Origin of the sequence: Roseateles terrae, from assembly GCF_014192155.1 — a bacterium.
GTDB lineage: Bacteria > Pseudomonadota > Gammaproteobacteria > Burkholderiales > Burkholderiaceae_C > Roseateles > Roseateles terrae.
The window spans coordinates 490,351-514,971 of the sequence record NZ_JACHXO010000002.1 but is presented as its reverse complement, the minus strand read 5'-3'; the positions used below and the strand labels follow the sequence as shown (position 1 = coordinate 514,971).

The 24,621-nt window shown below is 67.1% G+C and carries 18 protein-coding genes, 1 other RNA gene and 1 pseudogene; 14 read left to right on the top strand and 6 right to left on the bottom strand.

Going from position 1 to position 24,621, the window contains the following annotated elements; translation table 11 throughout:
• The first annotated feature begins 81 nt into the window (after nt 1–81).
• The 3 genes from FHS28_RS08710 to FHS28_RS08700 all read left to right on the top strand — a co-directional run bounded on the left by FHS28_RS08710 (nt 82) and on the right by FHS28_RS08700 (nt 5,547).
• On the top strand, nt 82–1,947 hold the full coding sequence (locus FHS28_RS08710; protein ID WP_088450404.1) for a hypothetical protein: 1,866 nt from the start codon (nt 82–84) through the stop codon (nt 1,945–1,947).
• Entirely contained in the window at nt 1,925–3,655 is a 1,731-nt protein-coding gene (locus tag FHS28_RS08705) for a hypothetical protein (protein ID WP_184294409.1), read from the top strand. The genes FHS28_RS08710 and FHS28_RS08705 overlap by 23 nt, the downstream gene beginning before the upstream one ends.
• Before the next feature lie 257 nt (nt 3,656–3,912).
• Nucleotides 3,913–5,547 (top strand): hypothetical protein, encoded by a 1,635-nt coding sequence (locus FHS28_RS08700; protein ID WP_184294407.1) that lies wholly within the window; start codon nt 3,913–3,915, stop codon nt 5,545–5,547.
• On the opposite strand, the gene FHS28_RS08695 is transcribed toward FHS28_RS08700, so the two are convergent.
• Nucleotides 5,520–8,513, bottom strand: a complete 2,994-nt coding sequence (locus FHS28_RS08695; RefSeq protein ID WP_088450398.1) for a sensor histidine kinase — start codon at nt 8,511–8,513, stop codon at nt 5,520–5,522. The two genes, FHS28_RS08700 and FHS28_RS08695, sit on opposite strands and share 28 nt — an antisense overlap.
• Before the next feature lie 171 nt (nt 8,514–8,684).
• Nucleotides 8,685–9,332 (bottom strand): GNAT family N-acetyltransferase, encoded by a 648-nt coding sequence (locus FHS28_RS08690; RefSeq protein WP_184294405.1) that lies wholly within the window; start codon nt 9,330–9,332, stop codon nt 8,685–8,687.
• Nucleotides 9,333–9,528: 196 nt separating this feature from the next.
• Between FHS28_RS08690 and FHS28_RS08685 the strand changes: the two genes are divergently transcribed.
• From FHS28_RS08685 to FHS28_RS08665, 5 genes are all read left to right on the top strand, one after another.
• Complete coding sequence (locus tag FHS28_RS08685) at nt 9,529–11,598, top strand: lectin (RefSeq protein WP_088450396.1); 2,070 nt, start codon at nt 9,529–9,531, stop codon at nt 11,596–11,598.
• 98 nt (nt 11,599–11,696) lie between these two features.
• Nucleotides 11,697–13,193 (top strand): glycosyltransferase family protein, encoded by a 1,497-nt coding sequence (locus FHS28_RS08680; RefSeq protein ID WP_088450394.1) that lies wholly within the window; start codon nt 11,697–11,699, stop codon nt 13,191–13,193.
• Between the two features lie 54 nt (nt 13,194–13,247).
• Nucleotides 13,248–14,192 (top strand): LysR family transcriptional regulator, encoded by a 945-nt coding sequence (locus FHS28_RS08675; protein ID WP_088450391.1) that lies wholly within the window; start codon nt 13,248–13,250, stop codon nt 14,190–14,192.
• 61 nt (nt 14,193–14,253) lie between these two features.
• Nucleotides 14,254–15,468 carry an MFS transporter gene (locus tag FHS28_RS08670; protein ID WP_088450389.1) on the top strand — a complete coding sequence of 405 codons (1,215 nt, stop codon included), beginning with the start codon at nt 14,254–14,256 and terminating at the stop codon, nt 15,466–15,468.
• Between the two features lie 75 nt (nt 15,469–15,543).
• Entirely contained in the window at nt 15,544–16,824 is a 1,281-nt protein-coding gene (locus tag FHS28_RS08665; protein ID WP_088450387.1) for a DUF2252 family protein, read from the top strand.
• 60 nt (nt 16,825–16,884) lie between these two features.
• On the opposite strand, the gene FHS28_RS08660 is transcribed toward FHS28_RS08665, so the two are convergent.
• The gene (locus FHS28_RS08660) at nt 16,885–17,724 is read right to left on the bottom strand and encodes a hypothetical protein (protein WP_088450385.1); all 840 of its coding nucleotides are present in this window, start codon (nt 17,722–17,724) and stop codon (nt 16,885–16,887) included.
• 173 nt (nt 17,725–17,897) lie between these two features.
• An RNA gene (ffs, locus tag FHS28_RS08655) (signal recognition particle sRNA small type) lies at nt 17,898–17,995 on the bottom strand.
• A 264-nt stretch (nt 17,996–18,259) separates the two neighbouring features.
• Here ffs and FHS28_RS08650 point away from each other — a divergent pair.
• Complete coding sequence (locus FHS28_RS08650; RefSeq protein WP_184294403.1) at nt 18,260–18,682, top strand: hypothetical protein; 423 nt, start codon at nt 18,260–18,262, stop codon at nt 18,680–18,682.
• A gap of 19 nt (nt 18,683–18,701) precedes the next feature.
• On the opposite strand, the gene FHS28_RS08645 is transcribed toward FHS28_RS08650, so the two are convergent.
• The gene (locus FHS28_RS08645; RefSeq protein ID WP_088450380.1) at nt 18,702–19,079 is read right to left on the bottom strand and encodes a SirB2 family protein; all 378 of its coding nucleotides are present in this window, start codon (nt 19,077–19,079) and stop codon (nt 18,702–18,704) included.
• A gap of 161 nt (nt 19,080–19,240) precedes the next feature.
• On the bottom strand, nt 19,241–20,371 hold the full coding sequence (locus FHS28_RS08640; RefSeq protein WP_088450378.1) for an AIR synthase-related protein: 1,131 nt from the start codon (nt 20,369–20,371) through the stop codon (nt 19,241–19,243).
• A 96-nt stretch (nt 20,372–20,467) separates the two neighbouring features.
• On the opposite strand from FHS28_RS08640, the pseudogene dnaX reads away from it, so the two are divergent.
• The 5 genes and pseudogenes from dnaX to FHS28_RS08620 all read left to right on the top strand — a co-directional run.
• Nucleotides 20,468–21,569, top strand: a pseudogene (gene dnaX, locus FHS28_RS24800) (DNA polymerase III subunit gamma/tau); the annotation flags it as partial.
• Nucleotides 21,545–23,245: a DNA polymerase III subunit gamma/tau C-terminal domain-containing protein gene (locus FHS28_RS24795; RefSeq protein WP_310736767.1), complete on the top strand. Its 1,701-nt coding sequence runs from the start codon at nt 21,545–21,547 to the stop codon at nt 23,243–23,245. The pseudogene dnaX and the gene FHS28_RS24795, both read left to right, overlap by 25 nt.
• Nucleotides 23,246–23,264: 19 nt before the next feature.
• Nucleotides 23,265–23,591, top strand: coding sequence for a YbaB/EbfC family nucleoid-associated protein (locus tag FHS28_RS08630; protein ID WP_088450374.1), 327 nt, complete (start codon nt 23,265–23,267; stop codon nt 23,589–23,591).
• 22 nt (nt 23,592–23,613) lie between these two features.
• Complete coding sequence (recR, locus tag FHS28_RS08625) at nt 23,614–24,201, top strand: recombination mediator RecR (RefSeq protein ID WP_088450372.1); 588 nt, start codon at nt 23,614–23,616, stop codon at nt 24,199–24,201.
• Entirely contained in the window at nt 24,198–24,587 is a 390-nt protein-coding gene (locus tag FHS28_RS08620) for an MAPEG family protein (protein WP_088450369.1), read from the top strand. Before recR ends, FHS28_RS08620 begins: the two co-directional genes overlap by 4 nt.
• The last annotated feature ends 34 nt before the right edge of the window (nt 24,588–24,621 follow it).

Below are 24,621 nucleotides of genomic sequence, written 5' to 3'. Positions count from 1 at the left end.
CTTCCGGGGAGGCTTGAACCCGAAGGCGGGGGCGGACGACATAGGGACATCAATGTCAGAGCGTTGTTGCGGAGGCTTGTCATGTACCCGGTTTCTGGCTGTCCCACGGGCAGCGCCACGGCGCAGGCGCAGGTCGATCCGCCTCCAGCAACACTTCAGCCGCCCCCGGCTGGCCCGGCAGACCGCGATGCCTTCCTCCACCAGCTCTGCAACCCGCGGCACCGCTTCAGCGGGGAGGACAACAAGACGATCTGCCAATGGCTGCCGACGGTGCTGACCCGATGCAAGAAGTGGCCGCTGGGCTGCACCGTGCAATGGGAAGAACCGTCCACGTCCGGCGCAGACCGTTCGGCCCGGCCTGGGCAAGGAATACTGCGGGTGCGGGAAGGCGTCAGTCCCCAGGTCGGCATGCCCGCGGAAGGCTTGTTTGTGCGGTGGGATGTTGTCCAGGGCGAGCGGGCGCCCCGTCTGCTGCCGGAGCGCTTCATCCGGGCGCCCGACGACATTTTTGATGCCGCGGCCCGTTCAACGAAGGAATACTGGCTCACCTTCACCGCCGCCCGGACTTACGCCGCTGAGAACGATGGCATGCCGCTGCGCAGGGAGCTCGCGGACTGGCTGCAGACACCCGAGGGCAGCCGCCACCCCGTTCCCGTCCTCACCGGTGCCTCCACGCCGCAGGCCCGCAGCCTCCCTCAGCAGGGTCCGGAACCGGCGCCTCAACAGGCGACTCAACAGTTGCAGCCACTGATGCAGCCACCGATGCAGCCACACGTGCCGCGACTGGTGCAGCCACTGGTGCCTCTTCAGGTGGCGCCACCGGGGGCCTTGCGGTGGCTGTCCTTGCCACCCTCACAGCCCGTGCAACCACCGGGGCAGACCGTCGCCGTGACCCCCTGGCGCGACCTGAGGACGGTGAGCCGCGAAGAGGTGGAGGCGGCGGTGGCAGAGGCGGTGAACGACCGCGCCGCCGCAGCCGGGGCGCTCCTGCGGGCCGCCCCGCTGCGGCCGCCGGCGGACCCGCTCCTGGCGGCCATCCGGACGCTGCGGGAAGGTGGTTGGACCGAGGCCCTGTCGCATCTGGTGTCCAGCGTGGTGGTGCGGCTGCCGCCGAATCATTTGATGCATGTCGACGCCTTGCGCGTCCACCACGCGGATGGCAGCACCGATTACGGCACCCTGATGCCCGCCGCCACCCGCTACTTCATCCGCCAACAGATGGACGGGAGCTACCTGCATTACTGCACCCATCAGCAGCCCCAGCAAAAAAGCTTCACCCCGGATGCGTTCCTGGAGCTGATCCGCAGCCGCTTCTCCACCACTGCGCCCTTGAGCCTGGCGGCCATTCGAAAGGAGTTGGCGGATGTCATCGCATTGAATCCCGAGGCGATGAGATTGCGTCTGGCGCTTTGCGAGCGAGGTTGGCCCCTGGATCAGGAACTGCTCATGCGTCTGTGCATGGTCAATCGAGCGCTCACGGTCGCTGGACAGCAGGTGATGGACCCGGCGCTTCCCCAGCGCCCGGTGCGCGTGTCCGACCTCATGCGATGGTTTCGACCCTTGGAGAGCGCCCTGGCGCGCAGACCCAACGTCATTGCCGCCGAGGGCATCAGCGTGATTGACGCGCACCTCCATGCCACGCCTGAACGTCCGACGGCCAAAGGCCGGCAGCTTCTGCGGGAGGGGGACGCCGGCATGACCACATTTCCCAGCCAGCCGCACGAGTCGCAACTGTTGAACGAGCGTTTTGCCGAACTGCTCTATGCCTACCGGACGACCCCACAGCTGATGACTTATCTGGGCGGGAACCGGCGGCAGTTACCGGCCATGCTGTCCATTCGGCTGGAGGAGCAGATGGCAGCCAACCAGTTTGCCGCCACCGCGAGGGCTGCGGAACAACTGGCGGTGCCGCCCATGTCTCCGTTTGTTCGAACCTTGCAGCCCTGATGGGCGCCGCTGTCTGATGATCCAAACGCCTCTGTCTCCCTACACGGACCTGCGTCCGGACACTTCGCAAGCGCTCGAACCTGCGTCCTCCGAAGCGGTCGCATCGGCTTCAAACGCCCCGGCGGCATCGCCGCACGCGGACACTGCGGGATTTCTATCGCTGCTCGCGGACGAGCGTTACCGCTTTCCCCCGGAGCACCACGAGGCGCTGTGCGAGTGGGTGGCACCGATCCTTGCCCGCTGGCCAGGTTGGCCGGCCGGGGTGCAGCTGCGGTGGGACGCTTCCGGCCGGGAAACGCTGCCCGGCCACACCGACAGTTGCACCGAGTGGGTGCTGCGTCTGGGACCTGCCGTGCTGGCGAAGGAAGGGAAACGCCAAACCGGTTTGCAAGCCCAGTGGGAGGCGGCTCATCCGGCGACATCGGCGCGCCCCGCACAGCGACCCAGGGACAGTTTCACACCTCAGCCCGGCGACCCTTTCGACGCGTTGGCGCAGGCCGCCAGCGATCACTGGAGCGCGCGCACCCAGGTGCGGGTGCATGGATGCGAGGTGAACGGCATGGAACTGCGGCGAATGCTGGTGGACTGCCTGCAGAGCCCGGCCGGGCGTCGGTGGCAGACGCCCGTGCTCACGCGTCCGACCGTCCCGACGCCGCCGCATCCCGGCGTTCGCGAGATGCGTTCCCTGTTCAGACCCTGGCTGGGCGATGGGCCGTCTCCGGCCAAACAGCCGAAACTGGCGCTGCTGCCTCGCGAGCCCGCGCTCCCGGTGGACGACGTGGGGGAGGCGATTCGCATCTTGCGGGAAGGCGGCTGGTGCGCGGCGCTGGAGCACGTGGTACCCAGCCTGGTGACGCGATTGCCGGTGGGACACCTGCTGCACAAACACCATCTGGAGGTGTTTCACCAAAACCGTGTCACGGTGTATGGACCGCCGAAGGGCGCGGCCAGCAACCTCAAGATCTTCAGGGAGGATGGCGGCAGACTGGTGCGCCTGTTCCGGGACAAGGACCCGGTGAGCGCGATGCCGGCGCCTGATGCCTTCCTCCGACTGCTGTTCAGCGGCTCCAAGGCGCTCAGCCCTGAGATGATGCCGGCCGTGCGGGAGGTACTGGCCAACCTCATCGCATGCAATCCCTTGCTGGTCCGTGTCGGGCTGGCATTGTTCAAGAGGAACATCCCCGGTGATCAGGAAGTGCTGCAGCGCTTGTGCCTCGTTGGCAAGACCCTGACGATCGCAGGGGAGCAACTGCTTGACTCCGGAAGCGCCCAGCGCGACGTGGTGATCGACGATTTGAACCGCTGGTACAGCCGCTGGAGGAGCGCCCGGCAGCGGACGCCCGAGTCCCTGCGTTCGGAAGGTATCAGCATTCTGGATGCGCATCGGTTTGCCGGCCCCATGCGCCCCACCCCGGAGGGCAGTGACTGGCTGAAGATGATGAAGCAGCCCCCCGTCACGGGTATCCAGGACGAGGCCAAGGCGCTGTTGGAGGAACAGCTGCCCACGCTGCGGTATGCCTATCAGGCCATCGGGCGCGTGGTGCACCACCTGGCGGTCGCGCATAGGACCTACCACGCGTTTCTCTCTGAGGAGTTGAAGGCCGCGGTGGACAAGTTTTGCAAAGAACGCGCCAAGGAGGACCTGCTGGTGCTTCCCCCGGACGCAGCATCCTCACCCTTGGCCGGAAGTTCCGCATCATGTATGTAAACCCGACCGCCTGTCCGGTATTCACCGATCCTGCGGCTGGGCCGCAGGCCCCGTCGGCCGTCCTCGCCTTCCCCGCGGATTCGGAAGCGCGTCGTCGCCTGGTCATGGCGCTGAACGATCCTGCTCATACCTTTGAGCCCGACGAGGCGCGAGGCCTCCTGACCCTACTGTCTCATGCCCTGGACGGGCTGCGTCACTGGGGGAGCGTACCGACGCTGGTGTGGTGCGAGGGGGGCCAACGGTCCGAGGCGGGCCCGATGGATCGTCCCCCCTTTCTGCTGGTGGCGCCGGCAGGCACTGAACGGCAGGAGGAACTGCAAGCGGCTTTGCTTCATGATCTGCGGCCGGGACAGTCGAGCCTTCCGGCCCATCTGCCGCCCGGCAACCGGTTTGCGACGCCGCCACTGGACGTCTTTGACGTGGTGGCGGCGATGGCGCAATCGCATCTTCCGCCGGCGTTGCAGCAGCGGCAGAGTCTGGTGAGCGAGCGCGGGACCACGCGCGCCGGCATGCCATGGAGGCGCGCGCTGATGCAATTTCTGAGCACAGAGCCGGGGCACTGTCTGAACATTGCCGCCTACCTGCCTGCTGCCGAGCCCCCCGGGCCGCCGGCGCGGGCGCAGGCGGAAGCGCAAGCTCAGGCGTTGACGGCCCGACCGCTTGCGGCGGGGAGGCAGTTGCATCGGTCGCTGCTGTCTCCGCAGGCGCTGTTTGGCTCTGCTCCCCACCCCAGGCAGGCATCGAGCTCCAGGCCCATCGTCGCGCGCGCGCTCTCCGCGGCCGAGCAGGTGACGCCGGGGCGTGTGCCCGCCTACACGCTCGCGCCGATTCACGAATGCCGCGTGAATGCGCTGGCCGACCTGGTACGGGATGGCGGGTGGACCGAAGCCCTGGATCGGGTGGCGCCCCAGTTGCTGGCGCGTCTGCCTGAGGGACACCCATTCCTCATAGGACGGCTGAAGATTTGGTTAAGCAATCAACAGTTGCTGAGCCTCTCGCCGTTCGATATGACCACGCGGCAAACGAATATCCAGTTTGACCGGAACTCCGACCGCGTTCTTGTGCAACACCTGCCTGGCACGGGCCGGAGCTTCACCCTCACCGGGCCTGATGCGCATCTGAGAGCGCTCATTCCGAATTCCTGCGGAGTGCCGGAGTGGAGCGTGAAGGAGACTCGCACGCTTCTGGCGGAGATGATCAAGGGCGCACCTGTTCTCGCCGCTTTGTGTCTGGAGATCTTTCGGCGCTGGCCGGACTGCAATCCAGAAACCATGCTTCGTTTCTGCCTGCACGGCCGGCGTCTGCAGCCGGCCGGGCGGCAGTTGCTGGACCCGGGTGCGCCGCAGCGGGATGTCATCGCCGCGGATGTGTTCCGCTGGCACGGGTCCGAGCGCGGGGAGGGCAGCGGCCAAAGCGACATCGAGGCGCAGGGCATCAGCCTGGCCCATGCGCGCTTGCACTTTGGCCCGTTCGGTGCTACCCGGGCAGGGCGGGCCCTGTTGTGTCAAGCAGCGCTGGTGGTCCGTCCGGTGGGCAAGGCGGAAGACCAGTTCAGACGCGACCAGTTCGTTGGACAGCTGCCTGAGCTGCTGTATGAATTCAACACCGTTTCTCAGATGGCCCTATTCATGAACCGAGCGCGCACCACGCTCCAGCACATGCTGCCGCAAGGAGCCCACGAGAGTGCCCGGGTCATCGCCCACCAGATCGGCAAGGAGTCGCTGCTGACGTTGCGCTTCGAGGGCGGCGTGAGGAGCCTGTCGACCGGTGCCCCGGCGCTTTCCACGGTCACCGGCTCCACCTCCGCGTCCGCCTCTACTTCTGCCTCCGCCTCCGCCTCTACTTCTACCTCGGCACCCACCCGTCAATCTGCAGACACGCCTCCCCCCTGACCCGGAAGCGCCCATGGCCAGTAAGGATGCTCGTACAGCCGCAGCGCCGGCACGCATACCGTTAACTGCCACCCGCCGCGCTGGCGCATGCGCACATGGGCCGCGAGCGGCGCCAGCAGGGCCTGCCAGTCCGGCCGGGTGTTCGCGGGGGGCGACCAGTCCGGCGTCACGCCGTCAGCGCTCACCGTCCACCGCAGACCCCACCACCGCCACTGCAGGCAAGCCCGGACGGCCGACGGACCGGTGCTGGCGTCAAAGACTTCATTCAGCGCCTGCTGCCCGATCGCCTGCAACGCCTCCTCGGCACCCACCCGCAAGGCTCTCGGCGTTCCCTCCACCTCCATCAGGAACTGGCGGTATTGCGCCGCCGCCCGTCGCTCCCCCTGGTGTGACCAGGCCACCGCCACATCCAGATGTTGCCGCCGCAGGTCATCCCGCAATTCGGTGACCTGTTCCCGCCCTCGCAGGATCAGTTCATCGGCGCGGTTCAAGGCCGTTTCCATCAGCGGTCGATTGGGATCCTTCGGACCCATGCGGTTCGCCACCTTCTGAAAATGCAGCGTCAGGCCATGCAGGCCCTGCAGCAGGGTGTCGTTCAGCTGCTGCGCAATCTGGGCCCGCTCATCCATGCGGATGCGCAACTGCTCGTGCGAGCGCCGCGCCTGAACGCCCAGACGCCAGCGCAGCACCAGGGCCATCAGCATCAGGAGGCCGAGCAAGAGCACCGCCCGCATCCACACCGTCTGCATCAGCGTGGGCCTCAGGGTGAAGGTGAGGGTGGCGGGCGTGGAAGCGGGGCCGTCGCCTCGCATCGCCCGCACTTCCAGCTGATGCCGGCCCGGAGACAGATGGCTGTAGGACAGCTCCCGCTGCGTGCCGAGCGGACGCCAATCGGCATCCACGCCCTGCAGCCGCGCTTCGAATCGCACCTGCTCCGGTACACCCAGTTCCAGCGCGGTGAATCGCACCGAGACGGTCTGGGTGCCGGCCGGCAGCGGTACGTGGTCTTGGGCGTGAGTCCAGTGCTGGTCCGCCGCGACGCCGAGCCACAAGACCTGCGGTCCGGTCGCCTGTGGCGGCAGGTGATCCAGGTCGAGGGTCGCGATGCCTTCCAGCCCGGCGAACCACAGCCGCTGCCGACCGCTGGCGGCCGCGCTCGATTGCGGGCCCAGGGCCATGGCGGCCGCCGGATAGCCGTCATTGACATCCAGCACCTGCAGGTCCAGCGTGGTGTCCGGATCGACGGCAAGCCGGGTCAGCGCCGCTGCCGGCACCCGCACCGCGCCCTTCTGTCCGTTGAGCCACAGGTCTCCCTCGGCCGTCTCGACCGCGCCGGTGACACCACGCAGTGCTTCCGGCTGGGTGGAGCGCAGACTATGGAAGCGGCCCTGGATCAGCACCTGCAGTCCCCGATCGCCACCCACCAGCACGTGACGGCCGCTGTGAACGTAGTTCACGGCGCCCACCGTCAGTCCGTCGCCCGCGTCGTAGCGCCGGGACCCTTGCGCATCGGTGCGCATCACCCGGTTGGTGGCGTAGCCGGTCCACACGGCGCTATCCCCTTCCAGGGCAAAGGCGGTTGGGCGTTCGTTCTCGAGGCCGGGGAAGGGGCTCGCGCGCCAGGCGCCATCCCGCCAAAGCTGCAGACCGATCGACGAGAACAGCACCCAGAGGCCCTGTCGGCTGCTCTGCAGTTGCGGACAGTAAGGCGCCTCCAGGGCGGATGCCGGTGGCGCGATGGGACGCGGCTGGCCCTTGTCCAGCTGCCAGAGACCGGTGGTGCTGCCGACCCATTCGCGGCCTTCGCCGTCCCGATGCAGTGCACGGATGCGACCCCCATCCCGGGGCCAGTGAATCGGGCTGAAACCCTGCTGCTCGTTCCAGCGCCACAGCAGGCTGCCATGGGTGGCATCCACGGCGGACAGCAGCAGGTGCTGGCGCCACTGACCGTCGCCCTCCACCTGCCGGTAGGGCTGGAGCAGGAAGTTGGTGGCCGCGCTGGAAGGGGTGAGGCGGGCCAGCGCGGTGTCGCGGAAGCGGTCCAGGCCGGTCTGCGTGGCGACCCACAGATGGCCGTCCCGGTCTTCGAGCACCGTCATGCCGATGTCGCTGGTCAGGCCGTCCCGGCGGGTCCAGGCGTCGGTCACCGGCGGCAGCGGGAGGGGCGTCCTGGCGTCAGACCAGCCGACCGGCAGGCGCGTGCGGCACAGGCCGGCGGGGCAGTAGGCGCTCCACAGGTTGGCCTGGGCATCGACCCAGATGGCGGAGGAGTCGGCCTGACGCGCCGGGCTGCCGCCGCGCTGCTCACTGCCCGGCAGCGGAAACAGGCCGTCCGCAGTGACCACCCAGCTGCTGCCACTCACAATGCGAATGGCCCGCCCGGCGGACAGCCCGCGGACCTTCTCCACGAACTGCTGCCGTTCCGGGTCGAGCTGGAACCACCGGTCGTCAGACGCCACCCAGAGGGCGCCGTTGGCATCGGTATGCAAGGCGGTGGGTGCCGTGGCGGGGGCATGGAAATAGGCGTCGGGATGACGCCAGGTGCCGCCTTCAAACACCAGCAACCGGTCTGACACCATCGCCCAGGCCTGGCCGCCCGCCGTCAGGGCAAGGCGGCTGGTCTGGAAGGAGGGCAGATCGGCGGGCAGGGGATAGACGGTCAGCCTGCCAGCGGGGTCAATGCGGGCGATGCCCCCGTCCAGCAGGCCCACCCAGAGGCCACCCTGCGGTCCGGCGGCCAGGGTGCTGACCGGACGGGCGCCGAAGTCCGGGTCTTCATCGGGCGTGAATCGCTCAAAGCGGACGCCGTCGAAGCGATAGAGGCCCGAGGTGCTGCCCAGCCAGAGCCAGCCATCGGCCGTCTGGCTGATCTTGCGGATGCCGGTCGGGGCGCCGTCGGAGGCGGTCCAGCGGGTGTGGTGCCATTGATCGAAGCTGCGTTGCCGGTCCAGGGCGGCGGCAGGCATTCCAATGAGGCACAGGGCGGCCACCAGCCAAAGCCAGGTCGTTCGATAAAAAAGAGCACTCAAGGCAACGACCTGTGGAGGGGAAGCAGCGGTCCCGTGGGATGGTCGTGCATCTTCGCCGCGGCCCCCGGGGACGTCACTTCCCCATTCGAGGCATGCCCGGGGACAGGGTCAGAGCGCGGGCGGCTGGTCGCGCGGCCAGTCCGGGTTCACCCGTGCAAAGATCTTGTGATCTCGCCAGGCGCCGTTGATGAACAGATAGTCCCGGCACAGCCCTTCTTCCTGGAATCCCATGCGTGCCATGACCCGCAGGCTGGGCGCATTGTCCGGACGCACCGCCACCTGAATGCGGTGCAGCCAGACCCGGGGACTGAAGAGTTCTTCCATCAGGCAGACCAGGGCTTCCTGCATGTAGCCGCGGCCCTGCTGCCGGGCGTCGAGGTTGTAGCCCAGCCACGCGTTCTGCGCGACTCCGCGGGACACCATCGACACCTGGAGTTGACCGATGACGGCGTCCGGCGCGTCCTGCCGGCTCATCCAGTAGCGCCACATCTGGCCGCTGGCGAAGGCCGTCACTTCCGCCGCGAGGCGTGCTTGCGTGGCCGGGACCGTGAGGAAGTCCGGCGACCGCGGCGGCTCCCAGGCCGCGAAGTGGTCCCCATTGCGCTGATGGAAATCACTGACGGCAGCGGCCATCAGCGGATGAGAGGCTTCCAGCTTCAGGCGCTCGGTCTGCAGCAGGGCGGCGGGATTGCGCGCGGCCTGGGCGGATGGGAAGGTTGCAGAGGCGGGTGAGAGGGTGGCGGGCGTCGGAGGCATGGTGGGCGGATTGTCGTCTTTGGCGACGGCCTGCGCCGCTCGATTCCATTCGCCTGGCGTTCCAATGCGAGCCAGCGCACATTGCATCGCCCCTTCTTCCGGTGTCAGCCGATACCGCTTGCCATTGCCGGCGCTACATTGCGACCACCACGGCCGCCGCAACGACGACCGGGACGCACACGCAGGAGACACAGCCATGCATGCCGGTCGTTCCTTGTCCTCGTTCCTGAGTTGGTTCGGCGCGATGGTCCTGATGACGGTGCTCGCCGGACCCGCACCGGCGCACGCCGCCACCACCACCCTGGTGGGCCAGGCCAGCAGCCGCTGCCTGGATGTGTCCGGTGGCAGCAGTGCCGAGCCTGGCGCGCCGATGATCATTTACGACTGCCACGGCGCCTCCAATCAGACCTTTGAATTCACGGCGGCCGGAGAGATCCGCGTGATGAATGGCACCCGGTGTCTGGACGCCGAAGGGCAGGGCACCGCACCCGGCACGGCCGTGGTGGCTTACACCTGCAATGGCCAGAACAATCAGAAGTGGACCTACAACAACAACGGAACCATCACCGGTCGTCAGTCCGGTCTGTGCCTGGATGTCTACAAGGGTCTGACGGCAGCAAAGACACCGGTGATTCTCTACACCTGCCGGGCGACGCCGAATCAGGTGTGGGTCCGCAATGACGGCGTGGTGATCGACACGGTGGCCCCGACTGCGCCGTCGCGCCTGGTGCTGTCCAATCTGCAATGCCGCTCGGCCACACTCTCATGGACCGCCGCCACCGACAACATCGGCGTCGCCTTTTATGACGTCTATCACGACGGCCAGCTGATGACGACGGTGACCGGCAATACGCTGGCCACGAGCCTGACGCTCAATCCCGGCGCGAACTGGGGGCTGTATGTGAATGCGCGTGACGCGGCGGGCAATGTGTCGCAGGCCAGCGCCACGCTGCCGGTGACGGTGCCGCAATGCTCCTCGGACACCCAGGCACCGACGGTGCCGGGTGGACTGATGGCCACGGCCACGGGCACGTCGGTCGCGCTCAAGTGGAATGCCGCCACGGACAATGTGGGCGTGGTGGCCTATGACGTGTATCGCAATGGGACCAAGATCGGATCCACGGCCGCGCTCACCTATACCGAGAATGCGCTGACCGCCAACACCAGCTACCGGTATACGGTGACGGCGCGGGATGCGCAGAACAACGCCTCCGCCCGGGCGCCCGAGGTGAGTGTGACCACCGGCGGCAGCTGCAGCAGTGCAGTCTGCTCGGTGACGCAGGTGGCGACCGAGACCGATCTGCCCTGGGGCATGCTGGCATTGCCGGACGGACAACTGCTGTATACGCGACGCGATGTGCGGGACGTGGTCCGCCTGAATCCGACCACCGGCGTGAAGACGTCCATTGGCGCGATGCCCAATGCCGCCGGCACCGACGGTGAAGGCGGGGTCATGGGGCTGGCGGCAGCGCCGGGATTCCCGACCTCGGACGCCTGGCTCTACATCATGTACACGACACCCAATGACAATCGCGTTGTGCGGGTGAAGTATGTGAATGGCACGCTGGATCTGTCGTCCCTGCAGGTGCTGCTCAGCGGCATTGCGCGCAACAAGTTCCACAATGGCGGCCGTTTGCGTTATGGGCCGGACGGCAAGCTCTACATTGCCACGGGTGATGCCCAGAATGGCGACTTTGCGCAGAACACCAGCCATTTGAGCGGCAAGGTGCTGCGGATGAATCTGGATGGTAGCACGCCGGCCGACAACCCGTTTGGCAATCTGGTGTGGAGCTATGGCCACCGCAATCCGCAGGGCCTGGCCTTTGATGCGCAGGGGCGGCTGTGGGAGCAGGAATTCGGCGACAGCACCATGGATGAAACCAACCTCATCCAGAAGGGTGGCAACTATGGATGGCCGATCTGCGAGGGCACCTTGTCGCGCAGCGGCACCGGCTGTGCCACGGCCGGCTTCATTGCGCCCAAGCGCACCTATCCGGTGGCCGAGGGGTCCTGCAGCGGCATCGCCATCATTCGCCAGGCCCTGTATGTGGCCTGCCAGCGGGGGGAGCGCGTCTACCGTCATGAGATCAGCGGTGACAGCCTGACCAATACGCAGGACCTGTTCCGCGGCACCTACGGACGCATTCGCACGGTGGAGCCCGCCATTGACGGCAACCTGTGGCTCTCCACCACCAATGGCGGAGACAAAGACAATGTGCCGAACAACAGCAACAACAGGATCATCAAGATCAACCTGGGGCCATAAGCAGTTGAACGGGCCCCGCAGCTGACGGGGGTGGCATGAATCAAGCTGGACGGCAGGAGGGCCGCTCTGTTGAAAGACAGGGCGGCTGGCGAGGGTGGGTGGCGCTGGCCGTGTGGATGGTGGTCGTGGCGGCGCATGTGCCGTTTGTGCTGGCGGATGCAGACGCCAGTCTGGGCTTCAGTCGCGGCCCCTGGACCGACGAAGGCCTCTACACCGCGCAGGTGCGTAATGCGCTGCAGACCGGCACGCTGGACCTGACGGAGTCGGACGGGGTCATCAAGGAGCCGCTGTATGCCTTGCTGGCCTATGGGGTGCTCGGAGGCATCGGCGATTCGATGACGGTCATGCGTCTGACGATGCTGGGCCTGAGTACGCTGATCCTGGCGTGGGTGGCGAGCGGACGTGCGCTCTTGTCGCGCGCCGTGCTGCTCGGGCTGCCGGTCCTGGCGCTGTCGTATTACCCCTTCCATTACGCGCATCTGGCGCTGGTGGAGGTGACGGCGTCCTTTCTGATCCTCGCTGCCCTGTCGGCGGTGCATCAGCGATTGTGCGGCGCCGGACGCTGGACCTGGGGCGTCTCCGCGCTGCTGATCTTCGTGGCCTATGGAATGAAGGTGCAGTTCGTTTATGCCGCCGTCATTCCGCCGTTGGCCTTCGGGGTCGCCTGGCTGTTGAATGCGGGCGCCTGGCGAAAAACCTGGCGAAGTGCCCTGATGGACGTGACGGGCTCGGGGGCCGCTGCAGCGGTCATGGCTGGCGTTTTTGCGGCCGCCTGGTATGTGCCGAACCGCGCGCTGATGAGTTTTGTGCTGGGCTCGCAGAGCTCGCGCGGCTCGTCCTCGATCACCCAGGTGATGCACAGCATCGCGGCGAATACGCGGGAGCTGCTGATGGATCGGCGCCTGTGGGGCGTGTGGCTGCTGGTCGTGGTGGGGCTTGTGGCAGCGGCTGTTGCGAGGCGGGCTGTGAGAATCCATCCCGAGCAGCAGCGGCAGTGGGCGGCCTTGATCGGTCCGCCCACCGCCTGGGTGCTGATCGAACTGCACAAGCTCACCTTGAGCTATTTGCCCAGCCGGTATGTACTGTCGCTGGTCATGGCGCTTGGCCTGCTTGGCGCTTGTGGTCTGTTGGCCGCGTGGCACTGGGTGGAGCGCGGTCCGGACCGGGCGGCACGCCATGCGACCTTGTCCTGGCGGCATGGGGTGATCGCGGCGCTGGTGGTGGTGCTGGGCCTGGACATGCGCGACTATGCAAAGGCCATGGAGCGCCGCACCTACGTCATCCGGGACACGCAGCAGCGACTGGCCGCAGAGGGGCGATGGAACGGTCAGCTGGTGATCGGCCCCTGGACGTCCACCCTGTTCTGGGGATCGGGGGCGCTGACCAAACCCGTGTGGAAGGGCTACTTCAATGACGGCGAGACGCTGCGCCGGCTGCAGCCCGTGGCCATCGCCAGCGAGCCGGATGAAGCCGATTCGGAGGGCGCCTATCAGGCCGCAGGCCTGAGCCTGGCGCAGCCACCGACCTGGTCGGTGACGGTGCGCGACTGGACGGTGAATCTGCATCCCCCTGCACAGACGCAGCGCGTGAAATGAACGCGGATACGATCGCCGACATCACTCGGCGCTCATTTCACGATTCCACGATTCATGCATTCCTCGGAACGCCTCAAAGGCATCGACGTTTTCGTCACAGCGGTGGATGCGGGCAGCTTTACCGCCGCAGCAGAGCGATTGAACCTGACCAATTCGGCGGTGGGAAAGTCCATTGCGAGACTGGAGGCTCGGCTGGGCGTGCGCCTGTTTGAACGCACCACGCGCCGGATGGATCTGACCGATGCCGGGCAGGCCTTCTACCGGACCTGCCAGGGCGTGCTCAGCGAGCTGGAAGAAGCCGAACATGTGCTCAAGGCGGAGCATTCCATGCCCGTGGGCAAATTGCGCATTGATCTTCCCGCCACCTATGGGCGCATGCATGTGATGCCGGTCCTCTTCGAATTCCTCAAGGCGTTTCCGGGTGTGCAGCCGCAGATCAGCTTCACCGATCGCTTCACCGACCTGGTGGAGGAGGGCATCGATGTAGCGGTCCGGCTTGGCGGTGCGGACGCGTGGCCCGCGTCCATCGGTCATCGGTATCTGGGGCGCGAGCGTCGAATTTTCTGCTGCGCCCCGGCTTACCTCCAGCGCGTGGGATCCATCCCGGATGACCTGAACGCGCTGGACCGGGTCGATGCGGTGCTCTACCGGCGCCCCAACGGCACGCCCAGTCCCTGGCTGATCCAGCGCGGCGACGCTCCCGTCGAGCATCTGCATCCGGTGGCCCGCCTGGAAGTCGGCAGTGCAGAGTCGTGGGTCCAGGCCATTGGCGAAGGGTTCGGTGTCGGGCAGGTGGCCACTTGGCTGGTGCAGGAGCAACTGGAGACCGGCGCGCTGGTGCAGCTGCTGCCCTCATTCGCCGTGGACGGTGTGCCGCTCTACCTGTTGTGGCAGCGCAGCCGGCAACTGCTCCCCAAGGTGGACGCTCTGCTGGCCCACCTCGCCACCCGGCTTCAAGTCTCGATTGTGGAAGAGAGGGATGTAGTCGGTGGAAGATAGATCGCATATCGGAAGCGAAGGAATCAATAAGCTGTGAGGCCCTTCAGCCTCTCTGCGCACCATGTCCTCTCTTCCCGCCGCAGGGCGCACGCCACGCGCCCAAGCGCCCGCTGCCACCCCCTCCACAACCACTGTCATCCTTGCAGTGGCCGCATTCGTGATCGTCACCACGGAGTTCCTCATGGTCGGCCTGCTGCCGGCGCTGGCCAGGGACCTGTCGGTGTCGGTGGCGACGGCAGGGCAACTGGTGACACTGTTCGCCCTCGTTGTCATGCTGGCGGGGCCGCCCCTGACGGCCTGGCTGTCGCACCTCGAGCGCAAGCGGTTGTTCCTGTCGGTGCTGGCTCTTTTTGCAGCGTCCAATGCCGTCGCAGCGGTCGCGCCCAACATCTGGGTGCTGGCCGTTGCCCGCATGGTGCCAGCCTTGGCACTGCCGGTGTTCTGGGGCACCGCCAGCGAGACGGCCGCACAGCTCGCGGGTCCCGAGCGAGCCGGTCGCGCCGTCTCAACGGTCTACCTGGGCATCTCTGCCGCGATGCTGCTGGGCATTCCGCTGGGCACGGTGGCCGCTGATGCGCTGGGGTGGCGGGGCGCCTTCTGGGCCTTGTCGCTGCTGGCGGTGCTCGTCGCGGTACTGCTGCAGCTGTTCATGCCGACCACCGCGGCCACCGCTCCGGTCCGCTTGCGGACGCAGGCGCGCATCCTTCGCGATCCGGCGTTCGTTGCCAACGTGCTGCTGTCGGTGACCGTATTCACGGCCATGTTCACCGGCTACACCTATCTCGCTGAGTTCCTGGAACGAGTCGCGCAGGTGCCCGCCGCGCAGGTCGGCTGGTGGCTGATGGGATTCGGTGCCGTGGGCCTGGCTGGAAATTGGCTCGGGGGCCGCTGGGTCGACCGCCAGCCCTTGCGCACGACTGCGGTGTTCAGCCTGATGCTTGCGGCCGGCATGCTGGCGACCGCATGGCTGGCCGCCACACCGGTGGCACTGGCATTCGCACTGGGCCTTTGGGGCATCGCCAACACCGCGCTTTATCCGATCTGCCAGATTCGGGTGATGAAATCAGCGCCACAGTCACAGGCATTGGCCGGCACGATCAACGTGTCGGCAGCCAATGGCGGCATTGCGCTCGGCGCCATTCTCGGCGGCGCCAGTCTGTCGTCCTGGGGCGTGGGGAGCGTTGCGCTGCTCGGCGCGGCGGTGGCGATGCTAGCCGCTGTGGCTGCCGTGGCGCTGGGCCAGTGGCTGAATCAGCGGCCTGCTAAGCCAGACTGATGACGGTAAATGGCGAGCGGGGAGCGCGTGGCACAGGGCTTGCCCCATGGCGCGTTCCACATCCAGAGGGCTCTCATGCCAGCGCAGCAAAGAAACCGAAAACCAAAGGGCGCTGCTCGATCGCCCGTCAGGCGCAAAACGGTCGCACCTGCCCGCCGCCAGGCCGAACTCAATACGGCGCGTGGCATGAAGATGGCACGGTCCGCGCATGCCTACGTCCGGGGCAGCACCGCCAGATTTTATGAGTGGCTGGACGCCAATGAGCGCAGCGTACTGCCGCAGGGGCCGGCCGTCTGGATCTGCGGCGACTGCCACATCGGCAATCTTGGGCCGGTGGCGAATGCAGAGGGCGAGGTGGCGATCCAGATCCGCGACTTCGACCAGACAGTCATCGGGAATCCGGCGCACGACCTGGTCCGGCTGGGGCTCTCACTCGCCATGGCGGTGCGAAGCTCCGATCTGCCCGGGGTGACGACGGCGCTGATGATGGAGCAGCTCATGGTGGGATATCGCCGGGCGTTCCAGCCGAGGGCGGCCAGGCCTCCCCGTCCCGAGGCGGTGCACATTGCCCTGAAGCAGGCGAGCCGGCGCACCTGGCGGCATCTTGCAGAGGAGCGGGTGCAGGGCAAGACGGTGCACTTTCCAATGGGTGCCAGGTTCTGGCCGGTGACGAAAGCGGAGAAGAGCGCCATCGGGCAATTGCTCGAGCAGGAAGATCTGCAGCGCATTGCGACGAGCCTGTCCCGCCGATCCGACGATGCACCGGTGGAACTGCTCGATGTGGCGTACTGGAAAAAGGGGTGCAGTTCCCTGGGCAAACTGCGATTTGCTGCGATGCTGGACGTGGGTGGACGGGCCGTTCTGGGCCGAGACCTCTGCCTCGTGGACATCAAGGAAGCGGCCCGGGCGGCGGCGCCGCGCTATCAGTCGGCCGAGATGCCGCATGAGTACGCACAGCGTGTGGTGGAAGGGGCCAGACACCTCTCACCGCACCTGGGTGAGCGCATGGTGGCGGGACGGCTGTGGGATCGCTCGGTGTTCGTCCGGGAACTGCTGCCTGAGGACATGAAGCTGGAGCTGAATCACATCACCGCCGACGAAGCTCGGCAGGTGGCGCGGTACCTGGCCCATGTGGTGGGCGTCGCCCATGCCCGGCAGATGAGCGCGGCTGACAAACGTGCCTGGGCGGGGGAGCTGAGCAAGAACCTCGGCAAATCGCTGGAGGCCCCCTCTTGGCTCTGGAACAGCGTGGTCGATCTGGTGGGTGTCCATGAACGAGCGTATCTGGATCACTGCCGCCGCTACGCGCTGGAATCATCCCGGCGGATTCAGCAGATCAAGCAGCAGCCGGCGTAGGGGCGGCGGCATGGGCACGCGCACCCCTATCAAGCGTCGGACCGCGTGCAGCAGTCGCCATCACTCCATGCGCCTTTGCCGCGACTGCAGATACTGGCGCATGGCGTCCTCGCGGTACCGCGCCACGAGGCCCCGCTTTTTCAACGTCAGCAAGGTGTCGGAGATGTCCGGCACCAGAGACGCATGCCGGCGATGCAGGTACGCATGGCCGGTGGTGGTCTGAACGGCTTGAAGCCGTCGAATGACCGGGCCCGGCAGCACCCGTTCCCGGCCGTCGCCGAACGCCAGGAAGTCTTCAACCGCTTCGCCCACGTCCAGATACAGGTCGGTGCGTCGCAACTGAAGTCGGCGAAGTCCTGATTCAATGTTGCCCACTGCGGACACCAGGGTCGGATCGAGTTGATGGTGGAGCAGGCTGGCCGCTTCATCAACGCCTCGCCGATATTCGCAGTGCCAGCGTTGGTCCCGAATGGCGGGCCAGCCGGGGAAGCCGGCCGCGATTCGGTCCTCCAGCACGTAGGCCACGAATTCCACATCATTGTTGGGCGTCGGGACGCGAATCAGACTGTCATGCAGCGAGCCGTATCCCCAGGTGCGCCCCAATTCGCCGTCCGCTTCGCCCGTGTTGACCAGGATGAGTCCGCGCGCCGGTGGTGCATCCACAAACGCAAAACCGATGCCGAGGGTGTCCAGCACTTCGGTGTAGACCTTGATCAGCCACTGGGTGCGGGGATCGTCTTGCTTGCGAGAGAAAGTAAATCGCAGCAGCGCGGGTCTGCTTGCTGGAGACACGACGCGGGCCGAAGCCGCCTGCGGTTGCGCAAGCGCTGGGGCCGGCATCTGCAGCCAGGCGCTGGAGATTGCAGCGATGCAGTGACGGCGGCTGATTCCGGGTGCCATTCGGCAGTCAGCATATCGGGGGTGTCAGATCGCGGCAACCGGGGACGTCATGAACGCTGGGCTGCGTTCGTGGGGGGGCAGACGTTCGCCCGCGAAGGCCGAGCATGAAGACATTGAGCGGCCAAAGGCCTGAAACGAAAAAACCGCCCGAAGGCGGTTTCTTGCTTGAATAAGGTGACGAGCCTTACCCCCGGCACTGGTCACAACAGTTAGGGCTGCTTGGTTCCCCATCTGACCCGGTTGGCCGTGCTTCCATGCGAGGAGGCCCGTCAGGGACCGATTGTACGCGACTGTGGAGGCCCCGTCGGCAAGCCGGAACATGATCTGCATCACAAGCTTCGCCACCCGCCCGTGCACGCGGCCGCCAGATGTGCTTAAAATCATCCCCGGACCTCGCGCTTCCCGCGCCAGCGTCCACCGCCGATTTACCAACTACTTGCGGGCGGTCAACAAGTACGGCTAAAGCGTTGCGGCTCCGATGATGCCCCCGGGCCGGCAAACGCCGGTGATGTCTGTGGGCTCTCGGAGTTTTTTCATGTCTGCTCGCCTCGCTCAATTCGACGCCCTCCTGGCCCGCCGCCGCTCTGCCCGCCCCGCGGCTGGCGCTCAACCCACCGCTCGCGTGCTGCGGGATTCGTGGGGTGAACCGGTTGCCGAGTTCCATCACGCCCCCACCGATCTGGACCTGCTCAAGGCCGCCCATCGCATCCAGGGTGACGACTGGATCGGCGTGCTGGCCGATGAGGCGCAGAACCGTGGCTTGACCGCCGCCTGGCGGCTGGCCCTGCTGCGCGCGGATCGCCATGGACGTCCCCGTCTGTCGGCGCAGGCAGGGCCGCAGTGGATCAGCGCCGCCGCGCTGGGCCGTCCCGGCGCCCGGCCAGTCGAACTTCGCCGCGAACTGTGCGCTCGTGCGGTCCAGCAACTGTGGGCCTCCGGTTGGAAGCTGGTGGGCTGATCATTGCGGTTCAGTGCCCTCACAGCCCCAGCCCCACCTCCCGTGTGACCGACACCGCCCCCACATAAGCGAGCGCCATCAGCGCCACCAGGTATTCGATCACCCGGAATTCGCTGCGTCCGAGCGCAAAGTGACCGCTGGTGAAGTACACCGCGAGCGCGATGAATTTGCCCACCATCCACGGCTCCTGGGTGGGGTCGTGATGCAAGGCGCCCCACAGGCTCAGGCCGGACACCACGATCAGCACGTGGCTGCTGAACACCAGCGTGCGCAGCCGCTCGTCCATCACCCAGACGGCGCCGAACTGATGCGCCAGCCCCCGCACGACAAAGAGGGCCACGCTGCACCAGCCCAGCAGGGCATGCATCTTGACCATCGGCAGGTAGAACCAGTCCATGGCCGATGAGCTTCGTCAGCTCACCGCTGAAAGTCAATCCGCCGGAGCAAGGGGGGCGTGGCCCGGGCGGGCCGCCCATGAGGGAAGGACCTCCGCGGAGGCCCTTTGCAGGGCCGCGTCGAACCTCCGGTCCGAGACCGTTGAGTCCGACTTGGTGCCGCTCAGCGCAGCTGCAGGTCGTCGTCGCCGAAGCGGATGTTCAGCGGCTCGATCAGCAGCTGCTTCTCGCCCGCTTCCACCGTGCCAGCCACCCAGGCGTCGATGCCGCAGGCCTTGGAGATGTCCACCACCCGGGCCGCCTGGTCCGCCTTCACGAACAGCGCAAAACCGGCGCCCATGTTGAGCGTCGAATAGGCCTCGCGGTCGTCCTGCTGCGCATGCTGCTGGATGAATTTCAGCACCGGCGTCACCGGCGGCACCGTGTGGATGCGGTAAGTGAACTGGCCAGGATGGCGCAGCAGCTTGCGCCAGCCGTGGCCGGTGATGTTGGCGCAGTAGTGCGGCGTGATGCCGGCCTTGTACAGGCCTTCGGTCACCGGGGAGTAGAGGGTGGTCGGCGCCAGCAGGGCGTCGCCGTAGGTCAGGCCGGGCTGCACTTCGGTGAGGTAGCCCTGCGGCAGACGTTCGATCAGCTTGCGCGCCAGGCTCAGCCCGTTGGCGTGGATGCCGCTGGAGGCCAGCAGCACGATGGCATCGCCATCGGCCAGCTTGTCGCCCACCGACAGACGCTCCTTCGGGTTGATCAGACCGGTGCACGAGGCTGCCAGGTCGATGCGGCCTGCTTCCACAATGCCGGCCAGCGCGGGCGTTTCACCGCCGCCCCAGGCCACCTGACAGACGTCACAGGCCTTCTTCCAGCCGGCCACCAGGGCCTGGGCGCGCTGGGCATCGCCGAACCAGTCTGATCCGCCAGCCGCCCAGTAGGCCTGCACCACCAGCGGCGTGGCGCCGACGGTGATCAGGTCGTTCACCGCCATGGCGATGGTGTCCTGCGCGATGCCGTCGTAATAGCTCTTGCCGGTCAGGGTGGCCATTTCGTCGGCCACCAGGGCCTTGGAGCCCAGGCATTCAACGATGGAGGCGATGTAGAACGGACCCACGTCCACCACATAGGCGGACTCGCCGCGCGAGGCCTTGACTTCGGTAAAGCCATGCGACGCCAGATGCCCGGCGGTGGCTGCCGCGGCGCGCTGCGCGCTGACCTTGAGCGGATCGATCAGGTCGTAATTGACACCGGCCTGCTCATAGCTCAGCGTGCCGGAGGAGGAATCTTGGGGGGCGTGCGTGCTCATGGGCGGCGATTATCCTTCACCTCTACTGACAAACCCTGGTCAACCGGTCGACCCGTCGCGCAGAGGGGGCGGGCGCCCCCCGTAGAATGCCGCGCCATGAGTTACCAGGTCCTCGCACGCAAGTACCGCTCCCGTACCTTCGAGGAGCTGATGGGTCAGGAGCATGTGGTGCAGGCCCTGGCCAATGCACTCACCCAGCAGCGCCTGCACCACGCCTATCTGTTCACCGGCACCCGGGGAGTGGGGAAGACGTCCGTCTCCCGCATCCTGGCCAAGAGCCTGAACTGCATCGGCCCGGACGGGCAGGGCGGCATCACCGCCCACCCGTGCGGCGTCTGTGACGCCTGCCGGGACATCGACGCCGGCCGCTTCGTGGACTATGTGGAGCTGGACGCGGCCTCCAACCGCGGCGTCGAAGAAATCTCCCAGCTGCTGGACCAGTCGGTCTACAAACCAGTGGTGGGGCGCTTCAAGGTCTACATGATCGACGAAGTGCACATGCTCTCGAACACCGCCTTCAACGCGATGCTGAAGACGCTGGAGGAGCCGCCGGACTACCTGAAGTTCGTGCTCGCCACGACCGATCCGCAGAAAGTGCCGGTGACGGTGCTGTCCCGCTGCCTGCAGTTCAACCTGCGGCCGATGGCGCCTCAGACGGTACTGGAACATCTGACCAAGGTGCTGTCCATCGAGCAGGTGCCGGCGGAGCCCGGCGCGCTGCGTCTGCTGGCCCGTGCGGCCCGCGGATCGATGCGGGACGCGCTGTCCCTGACCGACCAGGCGATTGCCTTCGGCTCCGGCGAGCTGAAGGAAGCCGGTGTGCGCCAGATGCTGGGCAGCGTGGATCGTGGCCATGTGCTGGGCATCCTGCAGGCGCTGGTGGCCGGTGACGGCCCGGCGCTGGTGTCGGCCTCGGACCGGCTGCGGGACATGGGTCTGTCGGCGGGCGGGACGCTGGAAGATCTCGCGGTGGCCCTGCAGCATCTGGCGGTGGCCCAGGCCGCGCCGGGGGCGCTGGATGCGTCGGATCCGGATCTGGCCGAGCTGCTGCCGCTGGCGACTCAGCTGCCGGCGGATGAGGTGCAGCTGATGTACAGCATGGCCCTGCACGGCCGTCAGGAGCTGCCGCTGGCGCCCGACGAATATGCGGGCCTGACGATGGTGCTGCTGCGCATGATGGCCTTCCGGCCGGACGGCGGCGGACCGCGTGGGGGAGGCGTGCCGACGGGCGGTGCAGGTGCAGGTGCGGCGGGCGCGGGCAGTGCAGAGGGTGTTGCCGCCGCTCGGGGGGCTGCGACAGGTGCCACGGCATCCGGCACTGCTGGGACGAGCACCCAGGGGACGGGCACGAATCGGATGAGCACCACCGGCACCACCGGCACTGGTACGGCTGGCTCGACGACGCCCGCAACGGGCGCGTCCGCGGCAGCCGATTCGATCTCGACGCCTTCGAGCCCCTCTTCCCCCGTGTCTTCGTCAACTGCGGCCGCATCGGCGGCAGTTGAGGAAGACACATCAGCGGCCGTCGTTTCCGAGCGGGATGCGACTCCGCCCGCTGCGGCTGATGCTGAGGAGGTCGATGCGACGCACGCGGCCGCTGCATCGGCACCTGCCGCTGCCGGCGATGCTGGCGCGACGGCATCAGCCTCCGGCGCGCCAGTCTCCGCGGCCGACGCTGCATCCTTCCGAGTAGGCGAAGCAGCCGGCGCTGAAGCCGGCGCTGAAGCCGACCCTGAAGCGGACAGAGGGGTGGCTGATACCGGCGCAGAAACAACGGCTGGGCGGGGCGCTGGCGCTGCAGCCCACGCGGCCGCGACGCAGGTCGCCCCGTCTGCTGACCGTCCTGATCATCCGGTTTCCCCCAACACGACCACATCCGAGCCGCATCGCGACACTCCGCCTTGGGAGTCCGACGCATCGGCCCCTGGCTTCGACGCATCCGATGCTTCGGATGGCGACGCTGCGATCCGCCCACAGTCCTCCGCCTCGCACGCAGATGGCGCACGTCCGCAATCCCCAGAGCCAGGCACCAGCGGCGCTCGTGGCCCCTCCGCGTCAGACCCTCGGGACATTGCCCAGGCGGGCCCTTCAACACCCAGCTCAGCGGCCGCCCCGGCCCCCGCGCCAGCGGCACGCCCCACCGGCGCCCTGCGCGCGGCCCCGGCTGGCGCTCCCGCCACCCGGTTCAGCGACCGTCTGCGCCCTCGCGCCGCGCCGGTCCAGCCCGAGCCATCGGAACCGGCCGAGCCGCCCGAAGACCTTTCACCCCCGCATGACGACGATGGCGCTCCGCCGTGGCTCGACGTGCCGCCGCCTTCCGATGAGGAAATGAGCGTCGGCCCGTCCATGATGGACGGAGACCTCGGCGGCGACATGGATCTGGGCGGCGACCCCGGCGGCGCCGGACCCCGTGGCGGCAACGGCAGCAATGGCGGGGACGGCATCTACCTCTCCACCGCCGTCGACGAGGTCAAGCTCGTGCCCACCGCCTTCGGTGAGCGCTGGGCCAGCCTCGTGCCGCAGCTGGGCCTGAATGCCCTGGCCCGCGAACTCGCGCTGCAGGCCGAGTGCGTCGCCATCGATGATCAGTCCACCCCGCAGCGCTGGCGCTTGCGGGTGGAGCGCGAGTCCTTGCGCCAGCCGGCGCTGCAGGACAAGCTCCAGTCCGCCCTCTCGGCCCACCTGAATGCAGAGGTCCAGCTGGACATCGAAGCGGGCCGCGCCGCCGACTCTCCGGCGCTGCGCGATACCATGGCGGTACGGGCGCGTCAGCGTCGCGCCGAAACCATCATTCTCGAAGACCCCGAGGTCCAGCAGTTGCTGTCGCAGTTCAAGACCGCGCGCATTCTGCCGGGGTCCATCAAACCTCTCTGAACCGAACAAGGATCACACCATGATGAAGGGTCAACTCGCAGGCCTGATGAAGCAGGCCCAGGCGATGCAGGACAACCTGAAGCGCGCCCAGGAAGAACTGGGCAACATCGAAGTGGAAGGCCAGTCCGGCGCCGGTCTGGTGAAGGTCACCATGACCTGCAAGCATGACGTCAAGCGCGTCGCCATCGACCCCAGCCTGCTGTCCGACGACAAGGACATGCTGGAAGACCTGGTCGCCGCGGCCTTCAACGACGCCGTGCGCCGCGCAGAAGAAGTCAGCCAGGAAAAGATGGGCAAGCTGACCGCCGGCATGCCCCTGCCTCCCGGCATGAAGTTCCCGTTCTGACGCGTTGCCTGACTGACCGTCGGTGAACGCACTCGAACAGCTGATCGAGGCGCTGCGGCGCCTGCCGGGCGTGGGTCAGAAGTCGGCCCAGCGCATGGCCTATCACCTGCTGCAGCACGACCGTGCCGGCGCCGACGCGCTGGCCCGGGCTCTGCAGGAGGCGGCCCGGCATGTGCGTCACTGCGAGCGCTGCCACACCTTCAGCGAAACGCCGCTGTGCAAGATCTGCCAGGACACGCAGCGGGATGCCCGTCTGCTGTGCGTGGTGGAGTCTCCGGCGGATCAGGCGGCGATGGAGCGCACTGCGTCCTATCACGGCTACTACTTTGTCTTGCAGGGGCGGCTGAGTCCGCTCGATGGCATCAGCACCCGCGAGATTGGCGTGGCGCCGCTGCTGGAGCGGGCGACCGATGGTCACGTGGAAGAAGTGATTCTGGCCACCAGCTTCACCGCGGAAGGGGAAGCGACGGCGCATGTGCTGGCCGAAGCGCTCAAGGCCCGCGGCCTGCGCAGCACCCGGCTGGCGCGGGGCGTGCCGGTGGGCAGTGAGCTGGAATATGTCGACCTGGGCACCATCGCGCATGCCCTGGTCGATCGGAGACCCTCATGACGGTGGCCAACTACTGCATGATCGTGGCGGCCTTGCTGCCGGTGCTGTGTGCGGCCCTGGCCAAGTCGGGCGGTTATGGGAAGCGGCGCCGGGACGGAGGTTTCGACAACCACGACCCACGCAGCTGGCTCAGCCGCCAGACCGGCTGGCAGGCCCGCGCGAATGCGGCTCAGGCCAATGGCTTCGAGGCCCTGCCGCTGTTCTTCGCCGGTGTGCTGGCGGCGCAGCAGATGCATCTGGACCAGGGACGGATCGACCTGCTGGCCCTGGTCTTCATCGCGCTTCGCGTGATCTTCATCGGCCTGTATCTGGCCGACCAGGCCACGCTCCGCAGCCTCGTGTGGGCGCTCGGGGTGGCGACGTCCATCGCGCTGTTCTTTGCTTGACGACGCTTTGAAGACGCCTTGACGGCTGCTTGAG

Coding starts and splice junctions, on each gene's coding strand:
- FHS28_RS08710 (WP_088450404.1), top strand. CDS start 82: ATGTACCCGGTTTCTGGCTGTCCCACGGGCAGCGCCACGGCGCAGGCG.
- FHS28_RS08700 (WP_184294407.1), top strand. CDS start 3,913: ATGGATCGTCCCCCCTTTCTGCTGGTGGCGCCGGCAGGCACTGAACGG.
- FHS28_RS08695 (WP_088450398.1), bottom strand. CDS start 8,513: ATGCCTGCCGCCGCCCTGGACCGGCAACGCAGCTTCGATCAATGGCAC.
- FHS28_RS08690 (WP_184294405.1), bottom strand. CDS start 9,332: ATGCCTCCGACGCCCGCCACCCTCTCACCCGCCTCTGCAACCTTCCCA.
- FHS28_RS08685 (WP_088450396.1), top strand. CDS start 9,529: ATGCATGCCGGTCGTTCCTTGTCCTCGTTCCTGAGTTGGTTCGGCGCG.
- FHS28_RS08675 (WP_088450391.1), top strand. CDS start 13,248: ATGCATTCCTCGGAACGCCTCAAAGGCATCGACGTTTTCGTCACAGCG.
- FHS28_RS08670 (WP_088450389.1), top strand. CDS start 14,254: ATGTCCTCTCTTCCCGCCGCAGGGCGCACGCCACGCGCCCAAGCGCCC.
- FHS28_RS08665 (WP_088450387.1), top strand. CDS start 15,544: ATGCCAGCGCAGCAAAGAAACCGAAAACCAAAGGGCGCTGCTCGATCG.
- FHS28_RS08660 (WP_088450385.1), bottom strand. CDS start 17,724: ATGGCACCCGGAATCAGCCGCCGTCACTGCATCGCTGCAATCTCCAGC.
- FHS28_RS08650 (WP_184294403.1), top strand. CDS start 18,260: ATGTCTGCTCGCCTCGCTCAATTCGACGCCCTCCTGGCCCGCCGCCGC.
- FHS28_RS08645 (WP_088450380.1), bottom strand. CDS start 19,079: ATGGACTGGTTCTACCTGCCGATGGTCAAGATGCATGCCCTGCTGGGC.
- FHS28_RS08640 (WP_088450378.1), bottom strand. CDS start 20,371: ATGAGCACGCACGCCCCCCAAGATTCCTCCTCCGGCACGCTGAGCTAT.
- FHS28_RS24795 (WP_310736767.1), top strand. CDS start 21,545: ATGATGGCCTTCCGGCCGGACGGCGGCGGACCGCGTGGGGGAGGCGTG.
- FHS28_RS08630 (WP_088450374.1), top strand. CDS start 23,265: ATGATGAAGGGTCAACTCGCAGGCCTGATGAAGCAGGCCCAGGCGATG.
- FHS28_RS08620 (WP_088450369.1), top strand. CDS start 24,198: ATGACGGTGGCCAACTACTGCATGATCGTGGCGGCCTTGCTGCCGGTG.